21 protein-coding genes are annotated in these 25,792 nt (G+C 72.7%); 8 read left to right on the plus strand and 13 right to left on the minus strand.

Annotated elements, in window-relative coordinates; translation table 11 throughout:
- Window positions 1-468: 468 nt before the first annotated feature.
- On the minus strand, window positions 469-1,881 hold the full coding sequence (locus ACTB72_RS10185) for an amidase (protein WP_463036886.1): 1,413 nt from the start codon (window positions 1,879-1,881) through the stop codon (window positions 469-471).
- Window positions 1,882-2,401: 520 nt separating this feature from the next.
- Here ACTB72_RS10185 and ACTB72_RS10190 point away from each other — a divergent pair.
- On the plus strand, window positions 2,402-4,183 hold the full coding sequence (locus tag ACTB72_RS10190) for a calcium-binding protein (RefSeq protein ID WP_463036887.1): 1,782 nt from the start codon (window positions 2,402-2,404) through the stop codon (window positions 4,181-4,183).
- 312 nt (window positions 4,184-4,495) lie between these two features.
- Here ACTB72_RS10190 and ACTB72_RS10195 read toward each other — a convergent pair whose 3' ends face one another.
- Window positions 4,496-5,278, minus strand: a complete 783-nt coding sequence (locus ACTB72_RS10195; RefSeq protein WP_463036888.1) for a gamma-glutamyl-gamma-aminobutyrate hydrolase family protein — start codon at window positions 5,276-5,278, stop codon at window positions 4,496-4,498.
- 180 nt (window positions 5,279-5,458) lie between these two features.
- Here ACTB72_RS10195 and ACTB72_RS10200 point away from each other — a divergent pair, with 180 nt between their 5' ends.
- The gene (locus ACTB72_RS10200) at window positions 5,459-5,695 is read left to right on the plus strand and encodes a YdcH family protein (protein WP_463036889.1); all 237 of its coding nucleotides are present in this window, start codon (window positions 5,459-5,461) and stop codon (window positions 5,693-5,695) included.
- 277 nt (window positions 5,696-5,972) lie between these two features.
- Here ACTB72_RS10200 and pepN read toward each other — a convergent pair whose 3' ends face one another.
- Window positions 5,973-8,564 (minus strand): aminopeptidase N, encoded by a 2,592-nt coding sequence (gene pepN, locus ACTB72_RS10205; RefSeq protein WP_463036890.1) that lies wholly within the window; start codon window positions 8,562-8,564, stop codon window positions 5,973-5,975.
- 285 nt (window positions 8,565-8,849) lie between these two features.
- Between pepN and ACTB72_RS10210 the strand changes: the two genes are divergently transcribed.
- Together ACTB72_RS10210 and ACTB72_RS10215 are read left to right on the plus strand one after the other, a co-directional pair.
- Window positions 8,850-11,021 (plus strand): malate synthase G, encoded by a 2,172-nt coding sequence (locus tag ACTB72_RS10210; RefSeq protein ID WP_463036891.1) that lies wholly within the window; start codon window positions 8,850-8,852, stop codon window positions 11,019-11,021.
- Window positions 11,018-11,464, plus strand: coding sequence for a GlcG/HbpS family heme-binding protein (locus tag ACTB72_RS10215; RefSeq protein WP_463036892.1), 447 nt, complete (start codon window positions 11,018-11,020; stop codon window positions 11,462-11,464). The genes ACTB72_RS10210 and ACTB72_RS10215 overlap by 4 nt, the downstream gene beginning before the upstream one ends.
- Before the next feature lie 265 nt (window positions 11,465-11,729).
- On the opposite strand, the gene ACTB72_RS10220 is transcribed toward ACTB72_RS10215, so the two are convergent.
- The 6 genes from ACTB72_RS10220 to ACTB72_RS10245 form a co-directional block, all read right to left on the minus strand.
- Window positions 11,730-13,397 (minus strand): AMP-binding protein, encoded by a 1,668-nt coding sequence (locus ACTB72_RS10220; protein ID WP_463036893.1) that lies wholly within the window; start codon window positions 13,395-13,397, stop codon window positions 11,730-11,732.
- Window positions 13,394-15,316 carry a flavin-containing monooxygenase gene (locus tag ACTB72_RS10225; protein ID WP_463036894.1) on the minus strand — a complete coding sequence of 641 codons (1,923 nt, stop codon included), beginning with the start codon at window positions 15,314-15,316 and terminating at the stop codon, window positions 13,394-13,396. Before ACTB72_RS10225 ends, ACTB72_RS10220 begins: the two co-directional genes overlap by 4 nt.
- Before the next feature lie 49 nt (window positions 15,317-15,365).
- Window positions 15,366-16,178, minus strand: coding sequence for a hypothetical protein (locus ACTB72_RS10230; RefSeq protein WP_463036895.1), 813 nt, complete (start codon window positions 16,176-16,178; stop codon window positions 15,366-15,368).
- Window positions 16,175-16,588, minus strand: a complete 414-nt coding sequence (locus tag ACTB72_RS10235; RefSeq protein ID WP_463036896.1) for a hypothetical protein — start codon at window positions 16,586-16,588, stop codon at window positions 16,175-16,177. Before ACTB72_RS10235 ends, ACTB72_RS10230 begins: the two co-directional genes overlap by 4 nt.
- Window positions 16,557-16,718: a hypothetical protein gene (locus tag ACTB72_RS10240; RefSeq protein WP_463036897.1), complete on the minus strand. Its 162-nt coding sequence runs from the start codon at window positions 16,716-16,718 to the stop codon at window positions 16,557-16,559. The genes ACTB72_RS10235 and ACTB72_RS10240 overlap by 32 nt, the downstream gene beginning before the upstream one ends.
- A gap of 280 nt (window positions 16,719-16,998) precedes the next feature.
- Window positions 16,999-17,886 (minus strand): alpha/beta fold hydrolase, encoded by an 888-nt coding sequence (locus ACTB72_RS10245; RefSeq protein WP_463036898.1) that lies wholly within the window; start codon window positions 17,884-17,886, stop codon window positions 16,999-17,001.
- Window positions 17,887-18,078: 192 nt separating this feature from the next.
- Here ACTB72_RS10245 and ACTB72_RS10250 point away from each other — a divergent pair, with 192 nt between their 5' ends.
- Both ACTB72_RS10250 and ACTB72_RS10255 read left to right on the plus strand, forming a co-directional pair.
- On the plus strand, window positions 18,079-19,299 hold the full coding sequence (locus ACTB72_RS10250; RefSeq protein WP_463036899.1) for a class I SAM-dependent methyltransferase: 1,221 nt from the start codon (window positions 18,079-18,081) through the stop codon (window positions 19,297-19,299).
- The gene (locus ACTB72_RS10255) at window positions 19,296-20,213 is read left to right on the plus strand and encodes a heme-dependent oxidative N-demethylase family protein (RefSeq protein ID WP_463036900.1); all 918 of its coding nucleotides are present in this window, start codon (window positions 19,296-19,298) and stop codon (window positions 20,211-20,213) included. The genes ACTB72_RS10250 and ACTB72_RS10255 overlap by 4 nt, the downstream gene beginning before the upstream one ends.
- A gap of 3 nt (window positions 20,214-20,216) precedes the next feature.
- On the opposite strand, the gene ACTB72_RS10260 is transcribed toward ACTB72_RS10255, so the two are convergent.
- The 4 genes from ACTB72_RS10260 to ACTB72_RS10275 all read right to left on the minus strand — a co-directional run bounded on the left by ACTB72_RS10260 (window position 20,217) and on the right by ACTB72_RS10275 (window position 24,551).
- Window positions 20,217-20,969, minus strand: a complete 753-nt coding sequence (locus ACTB72_RS10260) for an SDR family NAD(P)-dependent oxidoreductase (protein ID WP_463036901.1) — start codon at window positions 20,967-20,969, stop codon at window positions 20,217-20,219.
- Window positions 20,970-21,028: 59 nt separating this feature from the next.
- Entirely contained in the window at window positions 21,029-22,117 is a 1,089-nt protein-coding gene (locus tag ACTB72_RS10265) for a GlxA family transcriptional regulator (RefSeq protein WP_463036906.1), read from the minus strand.
- Between the two features lie 455 nt (window positions 22,118-22,572).
- On the minus strand, window positions 22,573-23,976 hold the full coding sequence (locus ACTB72_RS10270) for an MATE family efflux transporter (protein ID WP_463036902.1): 1,404 nt from the start codon (window positions 23,974-23,976) through the stop codon (window positions 22,573-22,575).
- Complete coding sequence (locus ACTB72_RS10275; RefSeq protein ID WP_463036903.1) at window positions 23,976-24,551, minus strand: PaaI family thioesterase; 576 nt, start codon at window positions 24,549-24,551, stop codon at window positions 23,976-23,978. Before ACTB72_RS10275 ends, ACTB72_RS10270 begins: the two co-directional genes overlap by 1 nt.
- Before the next feature lie 93 nt (window positions 24,552-24,644).
- Between ACTB72_RS10275 and ACTB72_RS10280 the strand changes: the two genes are divergently transcribed.
- Window positions 24,645-25,151 carry a winged helix-turn-helix transcriptional regulator gene (locus ACTB72_RS10280; protein WP_463036904.1) on the plus strand — a complete coding sequence of 169 codons (507 nt, stop codon included), beginning with the start codon at window positions 24,645-24,647 and terminating at the stop codon, window positions 25,149-25,151.
- 257 nt (window positions 25,152-25,408) lie between these two features.
- Window positions 25,409-25,792: hypothetical protein (locus ACTB72_RS10285; protein WP_463036905.1), on the plus strand; the 384-nt coding region annotated here is incomplete at its 3' end.

Below are 25,792 nucleotides of genomic sequence, written 5' to 3' on the forward strand. Positions count from 1 at the left end.
CCGGGCGGTGGCAAGGGGGGCCGCGCGACGGCCGGCGCGCCGGTGGGAGCGGCAGGCCCGCGCGGCGGTCGGACCGGGGCCGCCGGTGGCGACGGGGCGGGTTCGGGCGGTCCGGCGAGGCGGCTGCCGCATCCAGGTTCGGACGGTTCCGTCCCGCCCGGACGCCCAGTCCGAGGCGAGAGGCCCCGTCCGACCCCGATCTGTCCGCGCCGGGCGCCTTTGCACGGACATTCTCTCCGTCCGTCCGTCCGTCCTCTTCGTCGCGACGTTCTCCGCCGCCCCGACGCCTCGGCCCGCTCGCCGTCCTGATCCGCAGGACGCGACGGAACCGCCCGGAGGCGCGTCAGCCGGGCGCCCGGCCCCGATCCGCGGCGCGGCGGCGCCGCCCTCGCGATGCGCGAAGAACGTCGTTTCTTGCCGGGGCCTCGACGGCCCCGGCGCAAGTCCGTCCCCCCCGGGCGCGGCCTCTCAGCCCTCGCGCGCCCACAGCGCAGGGGTCAGCGCGCCGACCTTCGCCTCCACCACCTCGGCCGCGGCGAGCGCCACATCCTCGCGGTAGCGCGGCCCCACGAACTGCGCGCCCACCGGCAGCCCGTCCATCATCCCCACCGGCGTCACGGCCGAGGGCAGGCCCAGCATGTTGAAGATCCCGATGAACACCACGTCGTTGCCCCAGATCCTGCGGACCACCGCATCCTCCGCGACGTCCGCCCCCTTGTCGAAGGTCCTGGCCACCGTGGTCGGGGCCAGCACCACCGGATACTGCTCGAGGAACATCATCCACTTGCGCTGCCAGGTCAGCCGGGCCGCGCAGGCCTCCATGAACCCTTTCGCGTCCAGCCGGGCCGTATAGGCGTCCATCCCCGTCCAGGCCTTGCGGAAGTCGTCGGACGAGACCGAGAGCATCCCCTCGCCCATCATCACGTTCATCTCGTTGAGCAGGATGTCCGCCCAGACCTGCCAGCAGGCCCGCACGTCGGGGACCTCGACCTCGTCCACCTGCCAGCCGGCGTCCGAGAGTGCATCGGCCGCCTCGCGCAGCAGGGCGAGGATGCGCGGATCGGCCTCCACATCCGCCGGCATCTTCGCCAGCGCCACCTTTTTCGGCAGCTCAGGCCCCTTGAGCGGCGCCGGCGTCCAGAACGGATCGCGCGCATCGCGGCGCGCCATCACCTCCAGCCCCAGCCGCACGTCGCCGACCGACCGCGCCAGCGGCCCTTGGGTGGAGAACAGCTGCGCCATCATCGGCCGCTCCGCCTTGGCCGAGGGGTTGAAGGCCGGGATCCGCCCCTGCGTCGGCTTGATCGTCGAGATGCCGTTGCAATGCGCCGGCCAGCGCAAGGATCCGCCGATGTCGTTGCCATGACCGATGCAGCCGAAGCCCATCGCGGTCGCGGCCCCCGCCCCGCCCGAGGACCCGCCCGGCGTGATCGAGGCGTCCCAGGGGTTCAGCGTCTCGCCATGCAGGGGGTTGTCGGTGTGCATGCGCATCGAGAATTCGGGGGTGTTGGTCAACCCGATGCAGATCGCGCCGGCGCGCCGCAGGTTGCGCACCACCGCGGAGTCCTCGGTCGCGATGTTGTTCGCGAGCGACGGCGAGCCGTTGGAATTGGCCTGCCCCTCGAAATCCACGTTGATCTTGATGTTGACCGGCACGCCGGTCAGCAGGTCGGGGGCGTCGCCGCGCGCGAGCGCCTGGTCGACGCCGCGCGCCGTCTCCATCGCCTGGTCGCCCAGATCGACCACCACGGCGTTGATCGCGGGATTGGCGGCGCGCATGCGCGAGACATGCGCCTCGACCACGGTCTCGGCGCTGATCTCGCGCGCGCGGATGGCGCGGGCGGTGCGCGCGGCGGTCCATTGCCAGATCGGGTCGGTCATCTTGCGGTCTCCTCGTCGAATGTTCGGGTTGGGGGCGGGGGGCTGGGATAGGATTTCGGCTTCGCGGCGCGGGTCGGCGCGCCGCCGCTTTCGCAAGCCTAGGCCCCCCTGCGCTGCGCTCGCAATGCCGGGGCGCCGTGATCGCCCCCCAACGTAGCGGAAAGCCGCCCGCTCCCGACCGCTGTGCGACCGGTCACTTTCCCGCCCCGCGTACGGCCCCGTCGCGACCGGAGCCGTCGGCGCCCCGCGGCGCGGGACCGACGTCGCCGCCGGCGCGCGGCAGGGCGCGCCGCTCCCGTTCCGGCCGATGGCGCGCCCCGTCTTCCACGCGCGCCCCGTCTTCCACGCGCGCCCCGTCTTCCACCCACGCCCCGTCTTCCACCCGCGCCCCGTCTTCCACCCACGCCCGGCCTTGCCCGCAGGTCGGGAAAGACCGGGGAGGATTCGCGTCAGGGTTGACCTCGCCCCTGCCTCGCGGCTATCTGGCGACGGGGGCGACGGCGTGGGCGGAAGGCAATGCATGGCGCGCCTCACCGTCACTTCCATATCCGGAGCCGATCTCGTCGCGCTCTCCGCCGCATTGGGGCGAGAACCCGGGACGGGGACCCTCACCGCCACCGACGCAGCCGATCTTTACGACTGGACCACGCCCGCCGGCCTCGCCGCCCAGGCCCGCGGCGCGCCGGGCGCGCTTGACGTCGATGCCGATGGCGCGCCCGCCGGCCCCGTGACCCGGCTGGACCTGACGCTCGCGAGCGGCGGCGCGCTGGCGCTCAGCCCGCTGCGGGTGGGGGACGCGCTGGGCGACCTCTCCGATTTCGCCGCCGAGGGGGCGATCGCCTCGGGCTTCGACGCCTCGCTGGTCGGGGCCGACCTGATCGACGCCGGCGGCGCGGGCGAGGCGCGGCTTTTCGGCGACGCCCTGATCGCGGCCGATGACGCGACCGGCGGCGCCGACCTCTTCAACCTCTTCGACGCCGGCGACCGGGTGATCTCGGGCGATTTCTGGATCGTGCCCGAATACGTGTTTTCGGTCCGCGGCGGCGGGGACGAGGTGGTGATCCTGTCGCGCGGGGCCCTGCATGTGTGGGGCGACGCGCCGCTGCTGCTCGACCGCGCCTCGGCCGATGGCGGGCGCTTCGCCGGCGGGGCCGACCGGATCGACGCCGGCGACGCCTTCGCCGAAGACGTGGACGCCTCGCCCGAGGCGGTGCTGATCGGCGATGTCGGCGTGGTCGGCGCGAACTGGGAGATGATCGGCGGCGCCGATGATCTCACCGCGCCGCCCTGGGGCGCCGCGCTCTTCGGCGACGCGCTGGGCGCTGGCGCGGGGGCGCGGCTGGTCGGCGGGCGGGATCTGCTGACCGGCGGGGCGGGGAACGATTCGCTCTTCGGCGACGCCCAGGACCTCTCCGGCCCGGTGGATTTCGCGCCGGGCGCCGACACGCTGCTCGGCGGCGACGGCGACGATCTGATCTACGGCGACGCCCGCAGCGTCGACGCCGAGGTGATCGCGGCCTCCGACCCGCTGGCGATCCTGACCGGCGGCGACCTGATCCTGTGCGGCGCCGGCGACGACATCGCGAACGGCGGCTGGGGCCACGACGAGATCGAGGGGGAGGCCGGCGACGACCGCCTGCTCGGCGATTTCGGCGACGATGAGCTCTCGGGCGGCGACGGCGACGACCGCCTCTCCGGCGGGGCCGGGGACGATCTGCTGGACGGGGGCGCCGGGGCCGACCGGCTGTGGGGCGGCGACGGGGCCGACACGCTGATCGGCGGCGACGGGGCGGATGCGCTGGCGGGCGGCGCCGGGGCCGACATTCTCGACGGCGGGGCGGGACGCGACCTGCTCAAGGGTGGCGCCGGGCGCGACGAGCTGACGGGCGGCGCCGGCGTCGACCGTCTGATCGGGGGCGCCGGGCATGACACGCTCGACGGCGGCGGCCGGGCCGACCGGCTGGCCGGCGGGGCCGGGCGGGACCATCTGAGCGGCGGCGCGGGCCGGGACCTTCTCGACGGCGGGTCCGACGACGACCGGATCGAAGGCGGGGCGGGGCGCGACCAGCTCCGCGGCGGCGGGGGCGCCGACCTCTTCGTCTTCGCGCCCGGCGCCGGCCGCGACCGGATCCTCGATTTCGAGCTGTGGCGCGACGACCTCCTTCTCGACGATCTCGCCCCGTTCAGCGCGAGAGACACCGACGCCGGCCTGCGCCTGGCGGGTGAGGGAGGCGTGGTCGTGGTGCTGGTCCACGTCGCGCTGGAGGATTTCGGCGAGACGCTGCCCGACTGGATCGCCTGAAGCGCCGGCCATCTGGACGATGTGGCCGAAGCGGCGCCTTTGGAGAACCGAGGATGCGCGAGGCGTGGCGGGGGACCTCGACGACGCGCGATGACGCCGGTGTCCACCATCGCCTGCGGCTACGCCGCTCGGCGCGCAGCGCATCGCCTTCGCCGATCGGGATCGCCGTGTCCGCGCGGCAAGGTTTCCGGGCGGCAAGGCGGCCGCCTTCGGATCCAGGGGGACGGGAGACGGCTGTTCGAGGCGCCGCGCGGCAAGCAGGCGGCGGGCAGGCGGCGGGCAGCGCCCGCCCGGTTCCGCCCCACGCGCGCCTCAGGCGGCGGCGTGGGCCATCCGGCGGGCGGAGTGCTTGCGGGCGGCGTCGCCGAAGGCGCCGAAAATCGCCTGGCTGACCGGGCTCTCCCAGGCCATCCACTCGGCATGCCATTGCACGCCGAGCGCGAGGCCCGGCGCGTCGCGGATCACGATCGCCTCGGGGGTGCCGTCCGGCGCGTGGCCTTCGATGATCACGCGGGGGCCGGTCTCCATCACGCCCTGGCCGTGCAGGGTGTTGGTCATCACCTCGGTCGCGCCGAGCAGGCGATGGAAGGTCCCGCCCTCGGCGAAGGTCACGGCGTGGCGCAGGGCGAATTTCTCCTCCACCGTGCCGTCGGGGGGCATGCGGTGGTTGAGGCGGCCGGGCAGGTCGCGGATCTCGGGATGCAGGGTCGCGCCGAAGGCCACCGCCAGCTCCTGGAAGCCGCGGCAGATGCCCAGCACCGGCGCTCCCGCCGCCACCGCCGCCCGGATCAGCGGCAGCGAGACGCCGTCGCGCTTGGGGTCGAAGGGGCCGTGGGCCTCGGTCTCGTCATGCCCGTAATGCGAGGGGTGGACGTTGGCCCGGCCCCCGGTGAACACGAAGCCGTCGCAGGCGGCGAGCAGGTCCTCGGGCTCCACCGCCTCGGGCAGGGCGGGGATGATCAGCGGCAGGCAGTCGGCCGCATGGCGCAGCGCCCGAAGGTTCATCTCCCCCGCGGCCGAGACCGCGAAGGTCTCGTTGATCAGCATGGCGTTGGAGATGACGCCGATGACGGGACGGGGACGACGGGCGAGCATGGCGCCTCTCGGGTGGGTGATCAAGGACTTGAACCGGACGGGTCGAGGCCAAAGGTAACGCGGCGAGGGCGGCGCGCCAAGGGCGCCGCTTGATCCGCGTCAAGGCGCGCAGGGCGTGAAGGGGCGAGACTGCGTTGCGGCGGCCCCGCCCCTGCGCCGCCCGAAGGAAAGGACCTGACCATGAGCCATACCCCCCACGAGCTGGCCGAGGCGCTGCCCGACGCGGCCGCGCAGATCTCCGAGCGCAAGACCTCCGACCCGCATTTCGCCCGGCTGGCGGACGAATATCACGCGGTCAACCGCGAGGTGCATCGCGGCGAGACCAATGTGGAGCCGATGGACGACATGCGGCTGGAGACGCTGAAGAAGCGTCGCCTGGCGCTGCTGGACCAGATCAAGGGCATGCTGGCGGCTTGACCTGGCCGGCGGTGCGGGGGGGGCGACGTCGGAAGCGGCGCCCCCGCCCGCATGCCGATGGCCCCGGCCCGCTGGCGCCGCCCTGGACCGGCGGCGCGGGTGGGGACGGGGCGAGGCCCGGCGGGTCGCTCCCGTGGCGAGGCGCTTGTCAGGACCGCCGCGCCCCCGCTCGCCACGGGCGCCGGGGCCGCATGCGCCACGTCCCCCGGCGGCGCGGGCGCCCCGCGGCCACCGGCGCGCGGCCGGGCGCGCCGCTCCCGTCCCCGGGGGCTTTGCGTCAGGCGCCGAGCATGCGCGACACGATCTCCGACATGTCCCGCGACAGGCCCGGCGACGCGGCGATGCGGGCGAGCTCGCCCCGGATCAGCTTCTGGCGCGCGGCGTCGTAGCGCCGCCAGGTCTCGAACGCGCCCGCCACCCGCGCCGCGGTCTGCGGGTTGACCGGGTCCAGCCGGATCAGCCAGTCGGCGAGGAACCGGTAGCCCTCGCCCGAAGCCGCATGGAACGCATAGGGATTCTGGGCGAAGGCCGCGACCAGCGAGCGGAAGCGGTTCGGCGTCTTCCAAGGGAAATCAGTCGCCTCCGACAGCGCCTTCACCCGCGCGAGCGTGTCGGGCCGCGAGGCCGTCGCCTGCAGCATCCGCCACTTGTCCATCACCAGCGGGTCATGGCGCCAGTCGGCCGCGAAGGCGTCGAGCGCCGCGTCGGCCGACCCCCCGCCGCTCGCCAGCAGCGCCGCGAGCGCCGGCAGGCGGTCGGACATGTTGGCCGCGCCGCACTGCGCCTCGGCCAGCGCCGGGCCGCCGGGCAGGCGGACCAGCAGCGACAGGGCCGCGGCCCGCAAGGCGCGGCGGCCGGCGTCCTCCGCCTCCGGCCTGTAGGGGCCGGGGGTTTTCATCGCGTCGAAGAGCCCGCGCAGCTCGGGCGCCAGGGCCTCGGCCAGCGCGGTGCGGGCGGACTGGGCGGCGTCGTGGATCGCGTCGGGGTCGGCCGGGCGGCCGCGGGACCAGGTCTCGCGCGCGATCTCGTCCTCGCCGGGCAGGGTCAGCAGCAGGGCGCGGAAGGCCGGATCCAGCGCCTTGTCGGTGATCGCCGGGCGCAGCGCCGCGGCGAAGGCCGCCACCGGCGCCGCCCCCATCAGCGCGTCCAGCGCCAGCGCCCGCGCCGCCTCCCACCGATTGAACGGGTCGCTGTCATGGGCGAGCAGGAAGGCCCGTTGCGCGTCGCTCTCCCGCCGCTCCAGGATCACCGGGGCGGAGAAGCCGCGCAGCAGGGAGGGCACGGGACGCTCGGGCAGCTCGAAGGACCAGGACGCCTCGGCCCGGTCCAGCTCCAGCACGCCCGGGTCGACCAGTTCCCGCCCGTCGGCGCCGAGCAGCCCGAAGGCCACCGGGATCACCACCGGCTTCTTCGAAGGCTGGCCGGGGGTCGAGGGCGTGTCCTGGCGCAGCGTCAGCGTATAGCGCCCGCCCTGACCCGGCGCGTCCTCCACCCACCCCTCGGAGACCTCGACCCGCGGCGTGCCCGCCTGCGCATACCAGCGGCGGTATTGGGTCAGATCGCGGCCCGAGGCGTCCTCGAACACGCGGAGCCAGTCCTCGATGGTGCAGGCCTGCCCGTCATGCCGGTCGAAGTAGAGGTCGAGCGCCTTGCGATAGGTCTCCGTCCCCACGATCAGGCGCAGCATCCGGATCAGCTCGGCCCCCTTCTCGTAGACGGTGGCCGTATAGAAGTTGTTGATCTCGATGAACTCTTCGGGCCGCACCGGATGCGCCAGCGGCCCCGCATCCTCGCGGAACTGGCGGGCGCGCAGCATCTTCACCTGGTCGATGCGCTGCACGGCCTCCGAGCGCATGTCGGCCGAGAACTGCTGGTCGCGAAAAACCGTCAGCCCCTCTTTCAGGCAAAGCTGGAACCAGTCCCGGCAGGTGATGCGGTTGCCGGTCCAGTTATGGAAATACTCGTGGGCGATGATGCCCTCGATCAGCTCGTAATCGCGGTCGGTCGCGGTCTCGGGGCTTGCGAGCACGTATTTGGAGTTGAACAGGTTCAACCCCTTGTTCTCCATCGCCCCCATGTTGAAGTCGTCGACCGCGACGATGTTGAACACCGACAGGTCGTATTCCCGCCCATACTCCGTCTCGTCCCAGCGCATCGAGCGCTTCAGGGCGTCCATCGCATAGGCGCAGCGCGTCTCGTCGCCGGGGCGGACCCAGATCGCCAGATCCACCGGCTTGCCCGACGCGGTGGTGAAATGGTCCCGATGCGCGACCAGATCCCCCGCCACCAGCGCGAAAAGGTAGCTGGGCTTGGGCCAGGGATCGGTCCATTGCGCGAAATGACGATCGTCGGGCAGGGGGCCGGTCGCGCCGGGCTCGCCGTTCGACAGCAGCACCGGGATCGAGGCCGGCGCTTCGATCCGCACCACGTAAGTCGCCATCACGTCCGGGCGATCCGGGAAATAGGTGATCTTGCGAAACCCTTCGGCCTCGCACTGGGTGCAGTAGACGCCGTTGGAGAGATAGAGGCCCTCGAGCTCGGTGTTGGCCTCGGGGTCGATCTCGACCTCCGCTTCCCAGTGGAAGAGGTCGGCCAGCGGCACGCCGTCGATGGGCGACAGGGTCAGCCCGTCCTCGTCCACCTGGATCCAGGGCATCGCGTCCGTCCCGTCGACCGAGGCCGAGAGCAGGCGCAGCTTCTGCCCGTCGAGCCGGAGCGGCCCGCCGGTTCCGCGCGCGAAACGGATGCGGGCGCGGACCCGGGCGCCCTTCGGCGCGAGGTCGAAGGTCAGGCCCACATGCTCCGCGATCCAGGCCGGCGGCGCGTAATCGGCGAGACGGATCGGGGCGGGGCTGTCCTCTGGACGCATAACGGACTCCTGCAATCGTTCCGCCCGAGAGTTGACCGGCCGCCGGCGGGGCGCAACCCGCAAGCGGCCGGTCAGGCCTAAAGTCGCGGAGGCGGGGCGCGGCGCCCCGGGCCCCGCTGGCCGGCTCATTCTCATCCGGGCGCGCCGGGGTTCTGGCAGCCCAAGCGCCACAGCTTTCCAGCAGGTGGAAACCGGCGCCGCCGCCGGTGGCGCGAGGGGCCGGTCGGGCGCATGTTCCTCCGAGACAAGACATCCCGATTCCGATCGCGCCGAGGCTCGAACATCATGACCGACCGCATCGACATCGCCGGCCTGAAGATCGCCCGCGAGCTATACGATTTCATCGAGACCGAGGCGCTGCCCGGCTCCGGCGTCGCCTCCGCCGCGTTCTGGGAGGGGTTGGCCGGCATCGTCGCCGACCTCGGGCCGAAGCGGCGCGCGTTGCTCGCGACCCGCGACGAGATGCAGGCCAGGCTCGACGCCTGGCATGTCGCGCGTCGCGGCCAGGCCTGGGACGCGCCCGCCTACAAGGCGTTTCTCGCCGAAATCGGCTATCTGCGCCCGGAAGGCCCGGATTTCGAAGTGACCACGGCGAACGTCGACCCGGAGATCGCGATGATCCCCGGCCCCCAGCTGGTGGTGCCGGTGATGAACGCGCGCTACGCGCTCAACGCCGCGAATGCGCGGTGGGGGTCGCTCTACGATGCGCTCTACGGCTCCGACGCGCTGGGCGACCTGCCCTCGGGCAAGGGCTATGACCCGGCGCGCGGCGCGCGGGTGATCGCCTGGGCCAAGGGGTTTCTGGACGAGAGCGCGCCGCTGGCGGGGGGGAAATGGGCCGACGTCACCGGGCTGAAGGTCGAGGGCGGCACGGTGATCGCGGCCTCGGCCTCGGTCGGGGAGACCGGGCTCGCCGATCCCGCCCGGTTCGCGGGTTTCACCGGGCCGGCGGAGGCCCCGACCTCGGTGCTGCTGCGCCGCAACGGGCTGCTCGCGCGGGTGATGATCGACGCGGGCTCGGCCATCGGGGCGACGGACCCGGCCTCGATTTCCGATGTGATGCTGGAATCGGCGGTGACCGCGATCATGGATTGCGAGGACTCGGTCGCGGCGGTGGACGCCGAGGACAAGGCGCTCGCCTATCGCAACTGGCTGGGTCTGATGCGCGGCGACCTGACGGAGGCGGTGGAGAAAGGCGGAAAAACCTTCACGCGCGCCCTCGCCCCGGATTTCGAGGCGACCGACCCCGACGGCGCGCCTTTCGCCGTGAAGGCCCGGGCGCTGATGCTGGTGCGCAATGTCGGCCTGCTGATGACCACCCCCGCGGTGCTGGACGGCGAGGGGGCGGAGATCGCCGAACACATGCTCGACGCCATCTGCACCGCGCTCGGCGCGAAGCATGACAAGGGCGCGAACTCGGCCACCGGCTCTGTCTATGTGGTCTGCCCCAAGATGCACGGGCCCGACGAGGCGGCCTATGTCGCGGAGGTGTTCGGGCGGGTCGAGGCGGCGCTGGGCATGGCCCCCCTGACCATGAAGATGGGGATCATGGACGAGGAGCGGCGCACGACGGTCAACCTGCGCGAATGCATCCGGGCAGCGGGCGACCGGGTGGCCTTCATCAACACCGGGTTCCTGGATCGCACCGGGGACGAGATCCACACCTCGATGGAGGCCGGGCCGATGGTCCGCAAGGCCGACATGAAGGCCCAGGCCTGGATCGGGGCTTATGAGGACTGGAACGTGGATGCGGGCCTCGCCTGCGGGCTGCGCGGGCGGGCGCAGATCGGCAAGGGCATGTGGGCGATGCCCGACCTGATGGCGGCGATGCTGGAGGCGAAGATCGGCCACCCGAACGCCGGCGCCAACTGCGCCTGGGTGCCGAGCCCGACCGCGGCGACGCTCCACGCCACCCACTACCACAAGGTCGACGTGCTGGCCCGCCAGGCGGAGATCGCGGGGGGCGGGCGGCGGGCGAGCCTCGACGATATTCTCACCGTTCCCCTCGCCGACCGGCCGAACTGGTCGGAGGCGGAGGTGCAGGCCGAGCTCGACAACAACGCCCAGGGCATCCTCGGCTATGTGGTGCGCTGGGTGGATGCGGGGGTCGGGTGCTCCAAGGTGCCCGATATCCATGACGTCGGGCTGATGGAGGATCGGGCGACCTGCCGGATTTCCTCGCAGCACATCGCCAACTGGCTGCACCACGGGATCGCGACGGAGGATCAGGTGATGGAGACGATGAAGCGGATGGCGGCGGTGGTGGACCGCCAGAACGCGGGCGATGCGGGATATGAGCCGATGGCGCCCGCCTGCGACGGCATCGCCTTCAAGGCGGCCTGCGATCTGGTGTTCAAGGGGCGGGAACTGCCCGCGGGCTACACCGAGCCGGTGCTGCACGCGCGACGGCTGGAGAAGAAGGCCCAGATCAACGCCGAGACGGGGGCGGGGGCATGAGCGCCCCCGTCGCAGCCTCCGGTCCGGGGATCGTCGCCGCCCGCGCCATCATTGCGGGGGCGTTCCAAAAGGCCGCCGAGGCGGGGATGAAGCCGCTCGCGGTCTGCGTGCTCGATGCCGGCGCGCGGCTGGTGGCGTATGAGCGGCAGGACGGCGCCTCGCCGGGACGGTTCGAGATCGCAGCGGGCAAGGCGCATGGCGCGGTGATGCTGGGCATGGGCGGACGGGCGCAGATGGCGCGGGCCGAGGCGCAGGCCTATTTCATCGCCGCCGCCAACGGCGCGCTGGGCGGCGGCCTGGTGCCGGTCCCGGGCGGGGTGCTGCTGCGCGACGCGGGCGGCGCGGTGATCGGGGCGGTGGGCGTCTCGGGCGATGCGTCCGACAATGACGAGGCCGCGGCGCTGGCCGGGGCGGCGGCGGCGGGGATCGCGGCGGAGGCCTGAGCCCTCGGCCGGCAAGCGCCGCGTCCCGGTCCCGCCAGGCCGCCCCGTTCCGCCCGCGGCGCGGAGCGGCGGGGCGCTTGGCGCGGCCGTCTCCCGGTCCCGGTCGAATTCCGGTCTGGGCGCGATCGGTCCCGTCTTCGAAGGCCGCAAGCGCCGGACGGCGACCGCCGGCGCGGGCGCCCCGGCGACGCCTTCGGGACGCTCGGCGCGCCGGCCCGCCCTCGACGTTCCCTCGACGTCCCGCCTTCGATATCCCGCGCGCCGGTCAGGCGGGGGCGGCCCGGAACCTTTCGCCCGTGACCTTGATGCCCGCCGCCTCGCGGTCCCAGGTCCCCTGGACCGGCCCCTCGGCCCGCAGCTTGTGCTTTTCGACCTTCGCGGTCGGGGTCTTGGGGAGCTCGTCCAGCACGCGCACGTAGCGGGGGACCATGAAATAGGCCATCCGGGCGCGCATGAACTCGAAAAGCTCGGCGGGATCCACCGTCCGCCCCTCCGCCGGGGCCACGCAGATCATCACGTCGTCTTCGCCCAGCGGGCTCGCCGCCGCCACCGCCGCGGCCTCGCGCACGTCGGGATGGGCCAGCGCCTCCGCCTCCACTTCGAAACTCGAAATATTCTCGCCGCGCCGCCGGATCGAGTCCTTCACCCGGTCCACGTAGAAGTAGTTCCCCGCGGCGTTCCGCCGGAACGCGTCGCCGGTATGGAACCAGCCGTTGCGCCAGGCGGCCGCGGTGGCCTCCGGGTTGCGGTGGTAGGCCGAGAGCATCGCCCAGGGCCGGTCGGTGCGCACGATCATTTCGCCCGGGGTCCCGTCGGGGACCTCGCAATCGTTCGCATCGACCAGCCGCAGGGTCACGCCCGGCCGCGCCCGCCCGCAGGCGCCGTCGACCTCGGGGTTCGCCTCCGACAAGGTGGGGGTGGAGGCCTCGGTCATGTTGAAAATGGTCCGCACCTCCACCCCGAAGCGCGCCGCGAAACTCCGCGCGCCGGCGAGCGGCACCATCAGCACCAGCCGCAGCGGGTTGTCGGCGTCGTCGGGCTCGGGCGGGCGTTTTTCGAGGAATGTCGCCATCACGCCCAGCATGAAGGCGACCGAGGCCTCGGTCCGGCGCACCGTGCCCCAGAAGGTCGCGGTGTCGAAGCGCTCGGCCAGCGCGAAGGCGGCGCCGCGGGCCAGCATCACGAACATCGGCCCCATGCCGCCGATATGGAACATCGGCGCGGCGACGAGGTAACGGTCGTCCTCGGTCACGAAGGGCCAGGTCTCGGGCCCGGCATTGGACCACAGATGCAGGTAGCTCATCAGCACCGCCTTCGACGGGCCCGTGGTGCCGGAGGTGAAGATGATCGACATCGGGTCCCAGGGCTCGATGGGACGCGGCGGCGGGGCCAGCTCGCCGACCTCAGGCAGCAGCGCCTCGGCATAGGCGAGGCAGGGCAGCGGCGCGTCGTCGGCCTCCCCGCCCACGATCACCAGCCGCTCCAGCGCCGCCGTGTCGACCTCCGCCAAACGGGGCGCGAGGTCGGCATGCACGATCCCCAGCTTCGCATCCGAAAGATCGACCACATGCGCCAGCAGGCCGCCGCGATAGGCGGTGTTGATCGGCACGCAGACCGCGCCGAGATAGTTGAGCGCGAAGAACACCCGCACATGCTCGCGCCCGTTGGGCAGCCAGACCAGCACATGGTCGCCCATCCCCACGCCCAACCGCTGCAGGCCGAGCGCGGTCTGCGCCACCAATTCGCGGAAACCGGCGTAGGTCCAGTCCTCCACCCCCCGGTCGGGGTCGAGGCTGTCGAAGCGGGCGAAGACGCGGGATCCGCGCTCCTCCGCCCAGCGGTCGATGAGGTCGCGGGTGACCACGTCGCGGCGGCGCGGGATGGCGGGGTCGGGGGTTTCGGGCGCCTGGGGGGCGGGGACGACGGTGATCATCGGGCGGCCTCCGCGGCGGCCGGCGCGCGGTCGAACAGATAGTCGTCGGGGTCGGCCTTGCGGGTCATCCGCCAGAAGGCGTCGTTGCGCCAGGGCGTCAGCGCCACCACCCGGCCGCGGTCGTTGCGATACCAGTTGGTCATGCCGGGATGGGTCCACACCATCTTTTCGTGGGCCGCGTCGACCCGCTCGTTATAGCGGTCGTGGACGTCCTCGCGGACTTCGATCGCGGCGGCCCGGCGGGCGAACATGGCGTCGAGCAGGGCGAGCACGTAATCCGTCTGCATCTCGACATTGGCGATGATGCTGCCGCCGTGGCCGAGCCCGACATTCGGCCCGAGCAGCGTGAAGAAGTTCGGGAAGCCCGGCACCGCGGTGCCCAGATAGGCCCGCGCGTCGTCGCCGTCCCAGACCTCCGACAGCACAAGCCCGTCGCGCCCGGTCACCCGGTAATTCCCCAGCATCCGCGCGGTGACGAAGCCGATGGCGAGCACCAGAACGTCCGCCTCCCTGCGCGTGCCGTCGCCGGCGACCAGTTCCGCGCCCTCGACCCGCGCCAGCCGGTCGGCGACCAGCGTCACGTCAGGCCGGGCCACGGTGCGGAACCAGCCGTTGTCCATCAGCATCCGCTTGCCGAAGGGCGGGTAGTCGGGCGTCACCAGCGGATAGAGATCCTGCCGCTCCCCCAGCTCGGCGCGCACATAATCCTCGAAATACCGCCGATGCGCGTCGTTGGAGGCGTTGAGCGAGCGGTCGGCATGCGGCCATTCCGGGTCCTTCTGCAGGCTCGCATGCACCCGGTCGTTGAACGTCCAGGTCATCCGCTGGCGGTGCCAGGCGCGGTAGAGCGGGACCTCGCGCATCAGCATCCGGACCCCCTCGGGCGTCCGGCGGCCGAACTGCGGGAAGGGCGCGGCCCATTGGGGGGAGCGGGCGTAGACGGTCAGATGCGCGGTCCGCTCGGCGATGGCCGGGACCACCTGCATGGCCGACGCGCCGTTGCCGACCACCGCCACGCGCTTGCCCGTCACGTCCAGATCCTCGGGCCAGCGGGCGGTGTGGAAGGCGGGTCCGGGGAAGGTGTCCAGGCCCGGGATGGTCGGCTCTTTCGGAATATTCAGAACGCCGACGCAGGAGATGACGGCCTCGGCCTCGAGCGTGATCGGGCCTTCTGGGCCGGTCGCCTCCACCCGCCACAGCCGCGCCGCCGCGTCCCAGTCGGCGCGGGTGACGGCCGTGGCGAAGCGGGTGATCGCGGGCAGGCCGAAATCCCGGGCGACGCCGCGCAGATAGGCGTGGATCTCGTCGCGCAGCGCGAACGGCCGGGTCCAGTCATGCGGGGCGAAGGAATAGGCGTAGATGGCGTTGGGGGTGTCGACGCCCGCCGCCGGATATCGGTTCTCCAGCCAGGTCCCGCCGTAATCGTCGTTCTTCTCGAGGATCGTGGTCGCGATCCCCCGCTCCCGCAGCCGGATCGCCGCGCAGATGCCGGACGCGCCGCCGCCGATCACGATGACCCGGAACCCCTCGGGCGCGGCCACGGGTTCGGAGAGGGAATGGCGGGTGAGGCCAAGGCCCTCGGCGACGATCTCGCCATAGCCCTCGGGCGGACGCTCGGCCATCGCCACGGTCAGCATCGCCTCCAGCAGCGCCGGGTCGGGCTCGGCGATGGCGAGCGGCCGGCCCGCCCGCCAGGCGAGAATGGCGTCGAGCGCGGCGGCCCGGATCTCCGCCTGCACCTCCGCGGGCAACCCGCCGTCGTCGTTGTCGTCGAGCCCGACGCCCCGGCGCGGCTTGAACGGCGCCCCCAGCCAGCGCAGGTCGCCTGTCATCTGCACCAGCAGCATGAGCAGGACCGGAATATTGGCGATGGCGACGGCTTGCGCGAAATCCTCGCGCGACGCGCGGGCGTCGGTCATGCGGTTTCCTCCCCTGGCGCGCCGCGTCGGTTGTCCCGCGGGCGCGACCTTATTGATTGGCGGGAATCCTAGCCAAGCCGTCCGCTTCCGTCGACGCCGTTCTTCGTGAGGCGGAGGCGCGACGAGACGAGGGAGGCCGGTCCCGGCGCGCAGGCCGCGCCGGAGAACCCGGCCCGCGCCCGCAACGGCCGGCTGGATGCGCCGGAGGCGGCCGGCGAGCCGTGCCGCGTCGCCGGCATCCGGGCCTGATGGTCGGCCAGCGGCCCTCGACGGTGCGCGGGGCGTCCTTGCGCAGGCGGGCCCTGAGCTTGGCGAAGGCGTTCACCATGGGATCGAAGTGGGGGCTGCGGATGGACGGACGTGCATGGAGGATGTTCCCGCAGGGGGCGGGTTGCCGCGCGCCCCGCAAGGTCGGCGCACGCGGCGCGTCGCCCGAACCGGGGAGGCGACACATGCCGATCAGGTTCGCCCGGTCCACGATCCGGTCGAGGATGCGCCTCGAGGCGACGTCGATCATCCGTCCCTCGAACCGGGCCGCGCCCTCGCCCCGCGCGATGGCCGCGTCGAAGGCCTCGCGCCTCCGCAGCGCGCGGTCGACCACCCGCTGCAGGGCCTCGACCTTCTCGATCAGGGTTTCGAGACCGATGGTCTTCTTCAGCTTCAGCTTCTTTTCCATCATCGAGATCAGCTTGTCGCAGAACGTGATGTCGTCCGGCCCCATGCATTTGATGAGCATGATGACGTCGAGCCGCGCATGCGCCCCTTCGATCACCTCGATGATGTCCCCATAGGCGTATTCGGTGGTCAGCTCGTTGATCCGCACGCAGACGGTTTTCTCGCCCCAGTCGAGCCCGTCGATCATCTTCGCCCGGGCCGGGCGCTTGGCGTCTCCATGATCCGGCTCATCTCATCCAGCACCTGCTGGGTGTTGGGGCCCGCCATCGCTCGCGTGCGCATTTCCCCGGAGACCGGAAAGTCACGGGGCAGGCCGGATTTCTTGGCCACCTCCTCGTTGTCGAGATAGCTGACCCGACGGCCGTGCTGCTTCATCATCCATTCGAGGGCGGCCATGACGGCAGCCTCGGCGACATGCTGGTTGAAGCTGATCTCGCCGGTCTCGGGATCCCGGCGAGCCAGGTTCATGGAGAGCAGGTCGGGGAAGGCCAGCACGTCCGAGACCGGCTTGCCGTTCTTGTCGAGAGGCGCCTTGTCGGCGAACTCCTGGGCCTCGAAGGGGCGTTCAGCAGCCGATCGTCGCCCTTGGCAGAGCATCCCGAAGCACCCTTTTAAGGCGTCCGACGATGCCCGGCATGATGACGCCCATCGGCAGGACCATGTCGGAGGAGAGCCCCAAGGCTTCGACGGTGTTCATCATCAGGTTGGTGAGCAGGACGTTGTCCATCTCGGTCACCGTCTTGCCGCGGCGGCGTCCTCCAGCGCACCTTGCGCCAGCCCGATGGCGCGGGCGGCGGTGTGAGCGCGGGCGGTTTCCAATCCCTTGGCCATGATGAGAAAAGCTTCGGCTGACCAGGTTGGTGCGCCGGAAGCGGATCACTGGGGGCGCCCGTTGGCGCGGGCGACCTCGGCGTTGGTGTATTGCGCGTTGTCGTTGAGGGTGAGGGTGGAGACGAGCGTGTCGTCGCCCTCGCCCGGTATGCGCCCCCCGCGCCGGCCGCGCGGGCTCAGTCGATGAAATCGCGGATCAGGGCCGCCACCTCGTCGGGCTTCTGATGGATCAGCCAGTGATCGCAGCCCGCGAGCTCCTTCACCGTCAGGTCGTCGCAGAGATCGGCGAGGCCCTCGCGGCTCTCCGGCAGCAGGGCGCCGTCGTCGAGACCCCAGATCAGCAGATGCGGCATTCTTATGCGCATCGCCTCGACGGGGAGGTCGGGGATTTCGTCCGCCGTCAACGCCTTGCCGGGCAGGGGCACCGCGATCCGGGCGGCGCGATACCAGTTCACCATGCCGTTCAGCGCGCCGGGCTGGGTCCAGGCGGCGCGGTATTCCGCCTCCCGCGCCGGGGTCATCCAGGCGACGTCCATCTTGGCCCAGAGCAGGCGCATCACCCCGCCGGCGCCATCCTCGGCCAGCTTCTCGTGGCTGTCGGGGCGGCGGAGGAAATGGATGTACTGGCTCGCCTCGGCCTGGGCGCCGCCCGCCGCCAGCGCCCGCTGGAAGGGCAGGGGATGCACGCCGTTGGCGATCACCAGCCGCTCCACCTTCTCGGGCGCGCGCATCGCCAGCGCATAGGCGACGCCCGCCCCCCAGTCATGCCCGATCAGCGCGTGGACGCGGCCGCCGGGGCGGTAATGCTCGAGGATCGCCAGCGCGTCCGACACCAGTTTGCCGGTGGAATAGGCCGAGACCTCGGCCGGCTTCGATGAAAGGTTGTAACCGCGCTGATCCGGCGCCACGCAGAAGTAGCGGTCCGAGAGCCGCTCGATCATCTCCGTCCACGCCCCCGAGTATTCCGGAAACCCGTGCAGCATCAGCAGCATCGGCGCGTCGGGCGGACCCGCGGTCAGGACGGAGAAGCTCAGGCCGTTGGCCTCGACGGTTTCGCGGTTCATGGCGTGCTCCCTGGCGCGGATCGTGGCCGGTGGTTCGTCCCCGGCGCTTGGCGGTCGCGCCCAGAGGTAGCCAGTCGCACCGGCCCTGTCACGCGGCGGAAACGGCGCGCGACCCTTGACGCAAGCTTCTGCGCGCCAGAAGACGGAACAGGTCACGTCCCCGAGGGGGCGGAGCGAAGGGGGGCGCGGCGCATGGATCCGGTCAGGCGGCAATACGAGACCTATCCCTATCCCGCCCGCGACCCGGCCGAGGAGGGGCGCAGGCTGATCGTCGGCTCGCCGTCCGACCCCATCGAGATCGACCATTTCCTGTTCCGCGGCCGGCGCGACTGGTCGCGCCCCTTCCGCGCGCTGATCGCGGGGGGCGGGGCCGGGGACGCGCTGGTGATGATGGCCCAGAAGCTCGCCGACGCCGGCTGCCCGGCCGAAATCACCTATGTCGACGTCTCGGAGGCGTCGCGCGCGGTGGCGGAGGCGCGGATGGCGCGGCGGGGCCTGCGCGCCACCTACGTCACCGGGTCGCTGCTGGACGCCGCCGACCTTCCCGGCGCGCCTTTCGACTATATCGACTGCTGCGGCGTGCTCCATCACCTGTCCGACCCCCAGGCGGGGTTCGACGCATTGGCGGGCGCCGTCTCGCCCGAGGGCGGCATGGGGATCATGGTCTACGCCCCCTATGGCCGCGACGGGGTCTACCCGATGCAGGAGGCGTTCCGCGCCCTGCTGGGCGCAGACGCGCCCGAGACCCAGGTGGCGCTCGCACGCGAGGCGCTGGCCGCGCTGCCCGAGACCAACGGCTTTCTGCGCAACCCCTTCGTGGGCGACCACGAGGACGGCGACGCCGGCCTCTACGACCTGCTGCTGCATTCCCGCGACCGGCCCTATTCGGTGACCGAGCTGATCGGGGCGCTGGAGGGGGCGGGGCTCGGCCTCGTCTCGTTCCTCGAGCCGCTGCGCTACGACCCCGCCCAGCATCTGCCCGACACGCCGGCGTTCCGCGAGCGGCTGGCCGCGCTGCCCGCGCCCGAGCGCTGGGCGATGGCGGAACGTCTGGCCGGCAACATGCGCATGCATGTGGTCTACGCCGCACCCGCCGCGCGGGCGGGCCAGGCGATGGCGACGATGACGGCCGATGCGGCGCCGCGGCTCAACGGAATCGAGGCCGGCGCGCTCGCCCGCAAGGTGGCGCAGGACGGCGGCTTCCGGATCACCGCGGCGGGGCTGAAGCATTGGGTGGCCATTCCGAAAACCTCGGCCCCGCTGCTGGCGCGGATCGGGGGCGGGCGCAGTCTGGGCGACATCGCCAGGGGCGCCGGCCTCGACTGGTTCGCCTTCGCCCAAGCCTTCGGCCCCGCCTGCCGGGCGCTGACCGGGGTCAACCTGCTGCGGTTCTCGAAGGGGCTGGAGCGATGAGCGGCGCACGCGATCTGACCGACCGCCCGGACTGGACGCTGGGCCACGCCCCCGTCACCCCCTTCGACCATCCCCGCACCGCGGTCGCGCCCGGCATCGCGCCGCTCGACCCGGCCGCATGGTTCCATGTCGACGACGATTTCGCCGGCCAGATGCGCCTGCGCGACGCCCTGATCGCGCACCGCCCCGACTGGGCCTATGACACGCTGCCCCGCGGGGAGGCCGCGGCGGCGGAGATGCTGGAGGCGATGCTGATCCATCTCGGCGCCCGCCCCGACTATCGCGTGCATCCCGACGGCCGGGTCCGCCGCCCCGACGGGGTGGAGGTCGACACGCGCGCCCTCTCCCCCATCGCCGCCGCCGGCCGGCTGGTGCAGGACGACCTGCTGATCATGCACCGGCCCGAGGCGGCGGAGGAGCATGAGCTGGTCGCCGGCGTGCTCTGCTTTCCCGCCCACTGGACCCTGTCGGAGAAGATGGGGCGCGCGCTGATCCGCATCCATGTGCCGGTGCCGGAATATCCGGGCGACCTCGCCCGCCGGGTGCAGCGGTTCTTCGACGGGGTGCAGCCGGGGCGTCCGCTCTGGCGGGGCAACTGGCATTTCGCCGCCCAGCCCGACATCGTCACCCCGATGCATGAGGACGAGAAGACCGGCGCCTTCGTGAACCGGCTTTCCGCCGACGGTCAGGCCTGGCTGCGGGTGGAGCGTCAGACCGTGCTGCGCCTCCCGCGCAGCCGCTCGGTGGTGTTCGGCGTGCGCACGATCATCACGCCGGCCGAAGGGCTGACCCCCGCCCAGTGGCGCGCCCTGCACGCGACGCTTCAGGCCTTGCCGGAGGCGTTCGCGATCCGGAAGGTCTCGCCCGCCCTGCGCGCCCGCGCCGCGGAGGAGGCGGCGCGGGCGACGGAATAGCGCTCAGAGCGCCAGGAACCCGCCATCGGCCGGATAGGCGGCGCCGGTGACGAAGGAGGCGCGGGGCGAGAGCAGGAAGGCGATGACCTCGGCCATCTCCTCGGGCCGCCCCAGCCGTCCGATCGGGTGGAGCGGGACCAATGCCTGCTGGTCGAGATGCGCGGTCATGTTGGTCTGGATGAAGCCCGGGCAGACCGCGTTGACCCGCACGCCCAGCGCCGAATATTCCACCGCCGCGGCCGAGGTCAGCCCGATCACGCCGTGCTTCGCCGCCACATAGGCCGAGCCGTTGCCCCGCGCCACCCGCCCCAGCACCGAGGCGAGGTTGACCACCGCGCCGCCGCCGCCGGCGAGGATCTTGGGGATCTGGGCCCGCATGCCCAGAAACACCCCGGTCAGGTTGACCGAGATGATGGCGTTCCAATCGTCCAGCGAGGTATCGGCGACCGTCGCCCGCTGGCCGCCCACGCCGGCGTTGTTGACCGCGAGGCGGAGCGAGCCGAAGGCCTCCACCGCCATGGCCACCGCGGCCTCGTGATCGTCGGGGTCGGCGGCGTCGGCGCGCATGGCGCAGGCCTGGGCGCCCGCCTCGCGCAGCTCGCGCGCCACCGCGTCGGCGGCCTGGCCGTCGATGTCGGTCAGCGCCACCGGCGCCCCCATCGCCGCCAGACGCCGCGCCGTCGCCCGCCCGATGCCGGTTCCGGCCCCGGTGATCAGCGCCGGCATCCCGTCCAGCTCGCCCTTGTCGTGGCTCATGTCCCGCCCTTTCCCTGTTGTCGGGAAAGACTGGACCGGGGGCGGGCCGGGGTCTTGCGTCAGCGCCCGTCTCGGCGTTTCCGGGACTCGCGCGGCGCGGCCCCATGCTCGGCCCGGAACGCCCGCGAAAAGGCGGACAGCGAGGTATAGCCGCAGGCCAGCGCCACCTCGCGCACCGACAGGGACGACCGCTCCAGCAGGTCGGCGGCCCGGCGCAGGCGGGCGCGGCGGTCCCAGGAGCCGGGGGTGAGGCCGGTCTCGGCGCGGAACGCCCGCTCCAGCCGGTCCGAGGACACGTCCAGCCGGGCGGCGAGGCCCGCGACGTCGAGCCGCGCCTCGCCGCCCCCCACCTCGATCCGGGCGATGGCGTCGGCGACCAGGGCCGCGCGCGTCGAGGGCTGCGGCGGCCGCGTGCCCGGGCTGCGCTGGACATGCACGAACCAGTCGGCGACCGAGGCCGCCAGCGCCGGCCCGCCATCCTCCGCGATCAGCGCCAGCATCATGTCGAAGGACGCGGCCCCCCCGGCGGAGGTGAAGCGGCTGCGGTCGATCACGAAGATCTCGCGGCGCAGCTCCAGGTTCGGGAACGCCTTGGCGAAGGCGGGACGGGAGCGTTCGTGCAGCGTGCAGGCATGCCCGTCGAGCAGGCCCGCGCGGGCCAGCAGAAAGGCGCCGTCGGCCACCGCCCCGATCCTGGCCCCGGCGTGCAGGGACCGGCGGATCCAGGCGATCTCCGGCCCCGGCGCGCGGGCGTCGGGATCGGCGCCGACGTCGCCGCCGGTGCAGACCACGATGCGCTCGGCCGGGGGCGCGCTTTCGGCCCCCTGATCGGCGCGCAGCGCGATCCCGCAGGACGCGCGGACCTCGCCCCCCTCCGGCGACACCAGCCGCCACGCGTAGAGCGGCCGCCCCGCGATGGCGTTGGCGGCGCGCAGCGGCTCGACCAGATTGGCGAAGGCCATCATCGGGAAGCCGGGCGCCACCAGGATCGCCCAGCGGATCGGGGCGGAGGCGGCGGGACCGTCGGGTCCGCCGGGCCGGTGCAGCCCGCTCGCGGGCTTCGACCGGCCGCGCGGCGGCGCCGCGCCGGAGAAGCCCGTCCGCTGCGCGCCGCGCGGCTCGGCGGCGAGGATGGCGGGCGGAGGCATGACCAAGGGGGGGGCTTCGCACCGGCGCCCTGGCCGATGCGCGACGCTTCGGTCGACGCCGGGGTCGCCATGCGGGCGGAGCGCGCATAGGGGCGATGACGGAGGCCGCACGCGGCCTGCATCCTCCGTTCCGACGCGCGCGCAGACCGGAGCGGCGCCTGGCAGCGGCATGTTCGGATCCTCTCGGCGTCGAGGCTGGAAAGCGGTTTCGTCGCAAGGCGCTGGTCAAGCATCCGGCGGGTGCGGGGGAGAGGTCAATGCGCGACGGTTTGCCAGGCGCGATATTCCGTCGGTTGAGGTCGGTTTTCGCGTTTTCGGCTTTCGATCGTATCAAGCCGCCACCGATTTCACGCCATTCGCTTTGATGCTTGCGATTGCGACCGCCCGGACGCGTCTTGCGCGGGCCGTCGGTCGCTCGCCTAAACGGCGAGTCGCCCGGCCCCGCGCCTTCCGCCTCAGCGCCCCCAGGCGCCGAGACGGATCGAGGCGGCGGTCATCACCCCGTAGACCAGCATTCCCGCCGCGACCGCGACGAACACGCCCTGCACGCCCAAGCCCATCGACCCCGACAAAAGCGCCCCGCCGCCGACCGCGACGGCGAGCCGGGCGAAGCCCGCCAGCGCCGGCCACAGCACCCGCCCCGCGCCCTGGCTGGCGAAATAGAGCGCGAGGCCGAGCGCGAAGAAGAAATAGAACGGGCCGACGGTGTGGAAATACATCCGCCCCGCCGCCAGCGCGCCCACGTCCTCGGGCCGGAGGAAGAGGCCGAGCCACAGGTCCGGGAAGATCGACAGCAGCCCGCCGATCCCGCCCACAAGCACGGCCGCGGCCAGCGATCCGGTCCAGGCCACCCGCAGGGCGCGGGCGCGCTGGCCTGCGCCGATATTGGCCCCGACCATCGCGGTCATCGCCGCCCCGATGCCGAAGACCACCGGCACCATCAGGAACTCGAGCCGCGCGCCCAGCCCGTAGCCGGCCAGCGCCGTCTCGCCGTAGCGGCCGACGAGGCCGACCATCACCACGATGGTGATCACCGTCTGCGCGGTGCTGAGCGAGGCCATCAGCCCGACCCGCAGGATGTCGGCGAAAAGCGCCCGCTCCAGCGGCGCGAAGGCCCGCGTCAGCGAAAACCCGGCCCGGCCCGAGGCGATGTAGGCGAAGGCGCCGATGGCGGCGAGCCCGAAGGACGTGACCTGCCCGGCGGCGAGCCCCGCCATGCCGAGCGCCGGGAACGGCCCCCAGCCGAGCGCCAGCGCGCCGCCCACCGGTATCGAGCCCAGGGCCGCGCAGAAGAGCGCCAGCGCCGGCACGAACATGTTGCCGGTCCCCCGGATGGCCGAGAGCTGGGCGTTGCACAGCCAGTGACATATGCAGCCGGGGAAGAACACCGCGGCGTAGGCGAGCGCCTGGGGCAGGGCCTCCCCCTGACCGCCGAGCAGGGCGAAGAGGTCCCGCCCGAAGGCCCCGATCAGCGCCGCGGTCAGCGCCGCGAGGCCGATGCCGATCACCGCCGCATGCAGCGCCAGCCGGTCGGCCTTGCGCGCGTCGCCCGCCCCCAGCGCCCGGGCGACGGCGGCCGAGATCGCGCCGCCCATCGCGCCCGCCGACAGCATCTGGGTCAGCATCACGAAGGGGAACACCAGCGCCAGCCCCGCCAGGGCCGAGACCCCGATCCGGCCGGCGTAGAACCCCTCGGCGATGGAGGTCGCGGCGGTGGTGCTCATCGCGATGACATTCGGCGCGGCGAGCCGCGCCAGCGTGCGCGGGATCGGCGCCTCCAGCAGCATCTTGGTGCGCGCGGCGCGGTGGGCCTCGGCGCGCGTGGGCGACCCGGCGGGGATGTCGGCGGTCAGCGCCATCACGCTTCCCCCCGCGCGGCCAGCGGGAACAGCAGGCAGGTGGTGGAGCCGTGGGCGTAGAGCTTGCCGTCCTCGACTCCGACCAGCCGCCCCTCGGCCGTCGCCATCCGGCGGCCCGCATGGATCAGCGTGCCGGTGGCGCGCAGGAGGCCGCCGCCGGGCAGGATGGCGCGGGTGTAACTGATCTTCAGCTCGGCGGTGGCGTAGCCGACCCCGGCGGGCTGGGCGGTATGCACCGCAAGCCCCATCGCCGAATCGAGGATCGTCGCCGCGAAGCCGCCATGCACCGCGCCGTTGGGGTTGAGCAGCCAATCGCCCGGTTCCGCGTCGATGCTGACCGTGCCGAAGCCGAGCCCGTGGGGCAGGGACATGCCGATGGTGTCGGTGATCGAGGGCCGTTCCCCGAACTCCCCCGCCACCAGCGCCTGCAGGTATTCGAGCCCGGTGAGCGTCATCGCCGCGCGCAGGTTCAGACTGGAGACCGCGTAGTCGTAGCGCCGGCTGCGGCGCTGCGCGACGGGGGTCTCCAGGCCGGCGGCGGCATGGCGGGCGACGGGATTGGCGTCGGGGGGCATCCGGGTCTCCTTCCCGAGAGCATTCCTTTTTGGAACTGTTTATTCAGGCTAGGTTCCCTTTCGGAACCTGTCAAGACGCGCTATAAGAGGGGCATGAAATGGACCGAGCTCTCCGACGAGACCTGCCCCGTGGCCCGCAGCCTGTCCGTGGTCGGCGACCGCTGGACCCTGCTGATCCTGCGCGACGCCTTTCGGGGCGTGCGGCGGTTCGAGCAGTTCCAGACAAATCTCGGCGTCACCCGCCATGTGCTGGTCGAGCGTCTGCGCCGGCTGGAAGGGGCGGGCGTGCTGCGCCGGGAGGTCTACCAGGACCGCCCGGTGCGCCATGAATACCGGCTGACCGAGCGGGGGCGGGAGCTCGGCCCCGTGCTGATGCTGCTGGGCGCCTGGGGCGACCGCAACCTGCCGCGCGCGGACGGGGTCAAGCTGACCCATGTCTTCCGCGACAGCGGCGAGCCGGTGGAGCCGGCGCTGGCCGACGCCCGCTCGGGCCGGCTGGTGGACATGCGCAACCTGCGCACCCGGTTCGGGGGCGACGGGCCCGACGGCGACGCGGCGCCCGACGGCGGCGAGGAGGCCGGCGCCGCCAAGGCGGGCTGAGCGGGGCGCAGGGTTCGCCTGCGAAACGCATCGCCCAGCCCTTGTCCCCAAACCGGGCGATGCGCTGATTTCCGGCCGGTTTCGGCGCAGGGCCCGCTTCCTGCCGTCCGGCGCCTGCGGCGTCGCGACCGGGCGCGGCGCGTCCATCCCCGTCGCGGAACCGGACGGATTTCGGTAGGCTCGCCCCTCTGCCGAGGAGGGGCCGACCGCGCCGTCCGCCCCCCGTCCCGACCCGTTTGCAAGGGAGCCGTCCGCCCATGTCGCGCATCAACATCGACTTCGTGCAGGATCTGCTTTCGGCGCTGCGGCTCAACGACCGCGCGCCTTCGGGCAAGGGCGCGGGGGCCCCGGCGCGGCGGTTGGCGGAGGCCTGCCGCAAGCTCGCCGGCCCCTCGGGCGAGACCGCGCGCATCGCCGCAGCCGCCGAGGCGCTGTCGGCCTATGGCGAACTGACCGTGGCCGAGAAGGCCGATTTCTTCCGCCGTCTGCTGGTCGACGAAGGCGCCGACGCGGGCGCCCTGCGCGAGGCCTATGCGGGGTGGGAGGAGGCGGTCGCCGCCCGCGACGCCCCGACCCCCCCCGCGGCGCCCGGGGTGGCGGGCGCCGAGGCGGGGAGCGGGGTCGACGCCCCGGCGCCCGCC

The organism is Albimonas sp., assembly GCF_055129145.1.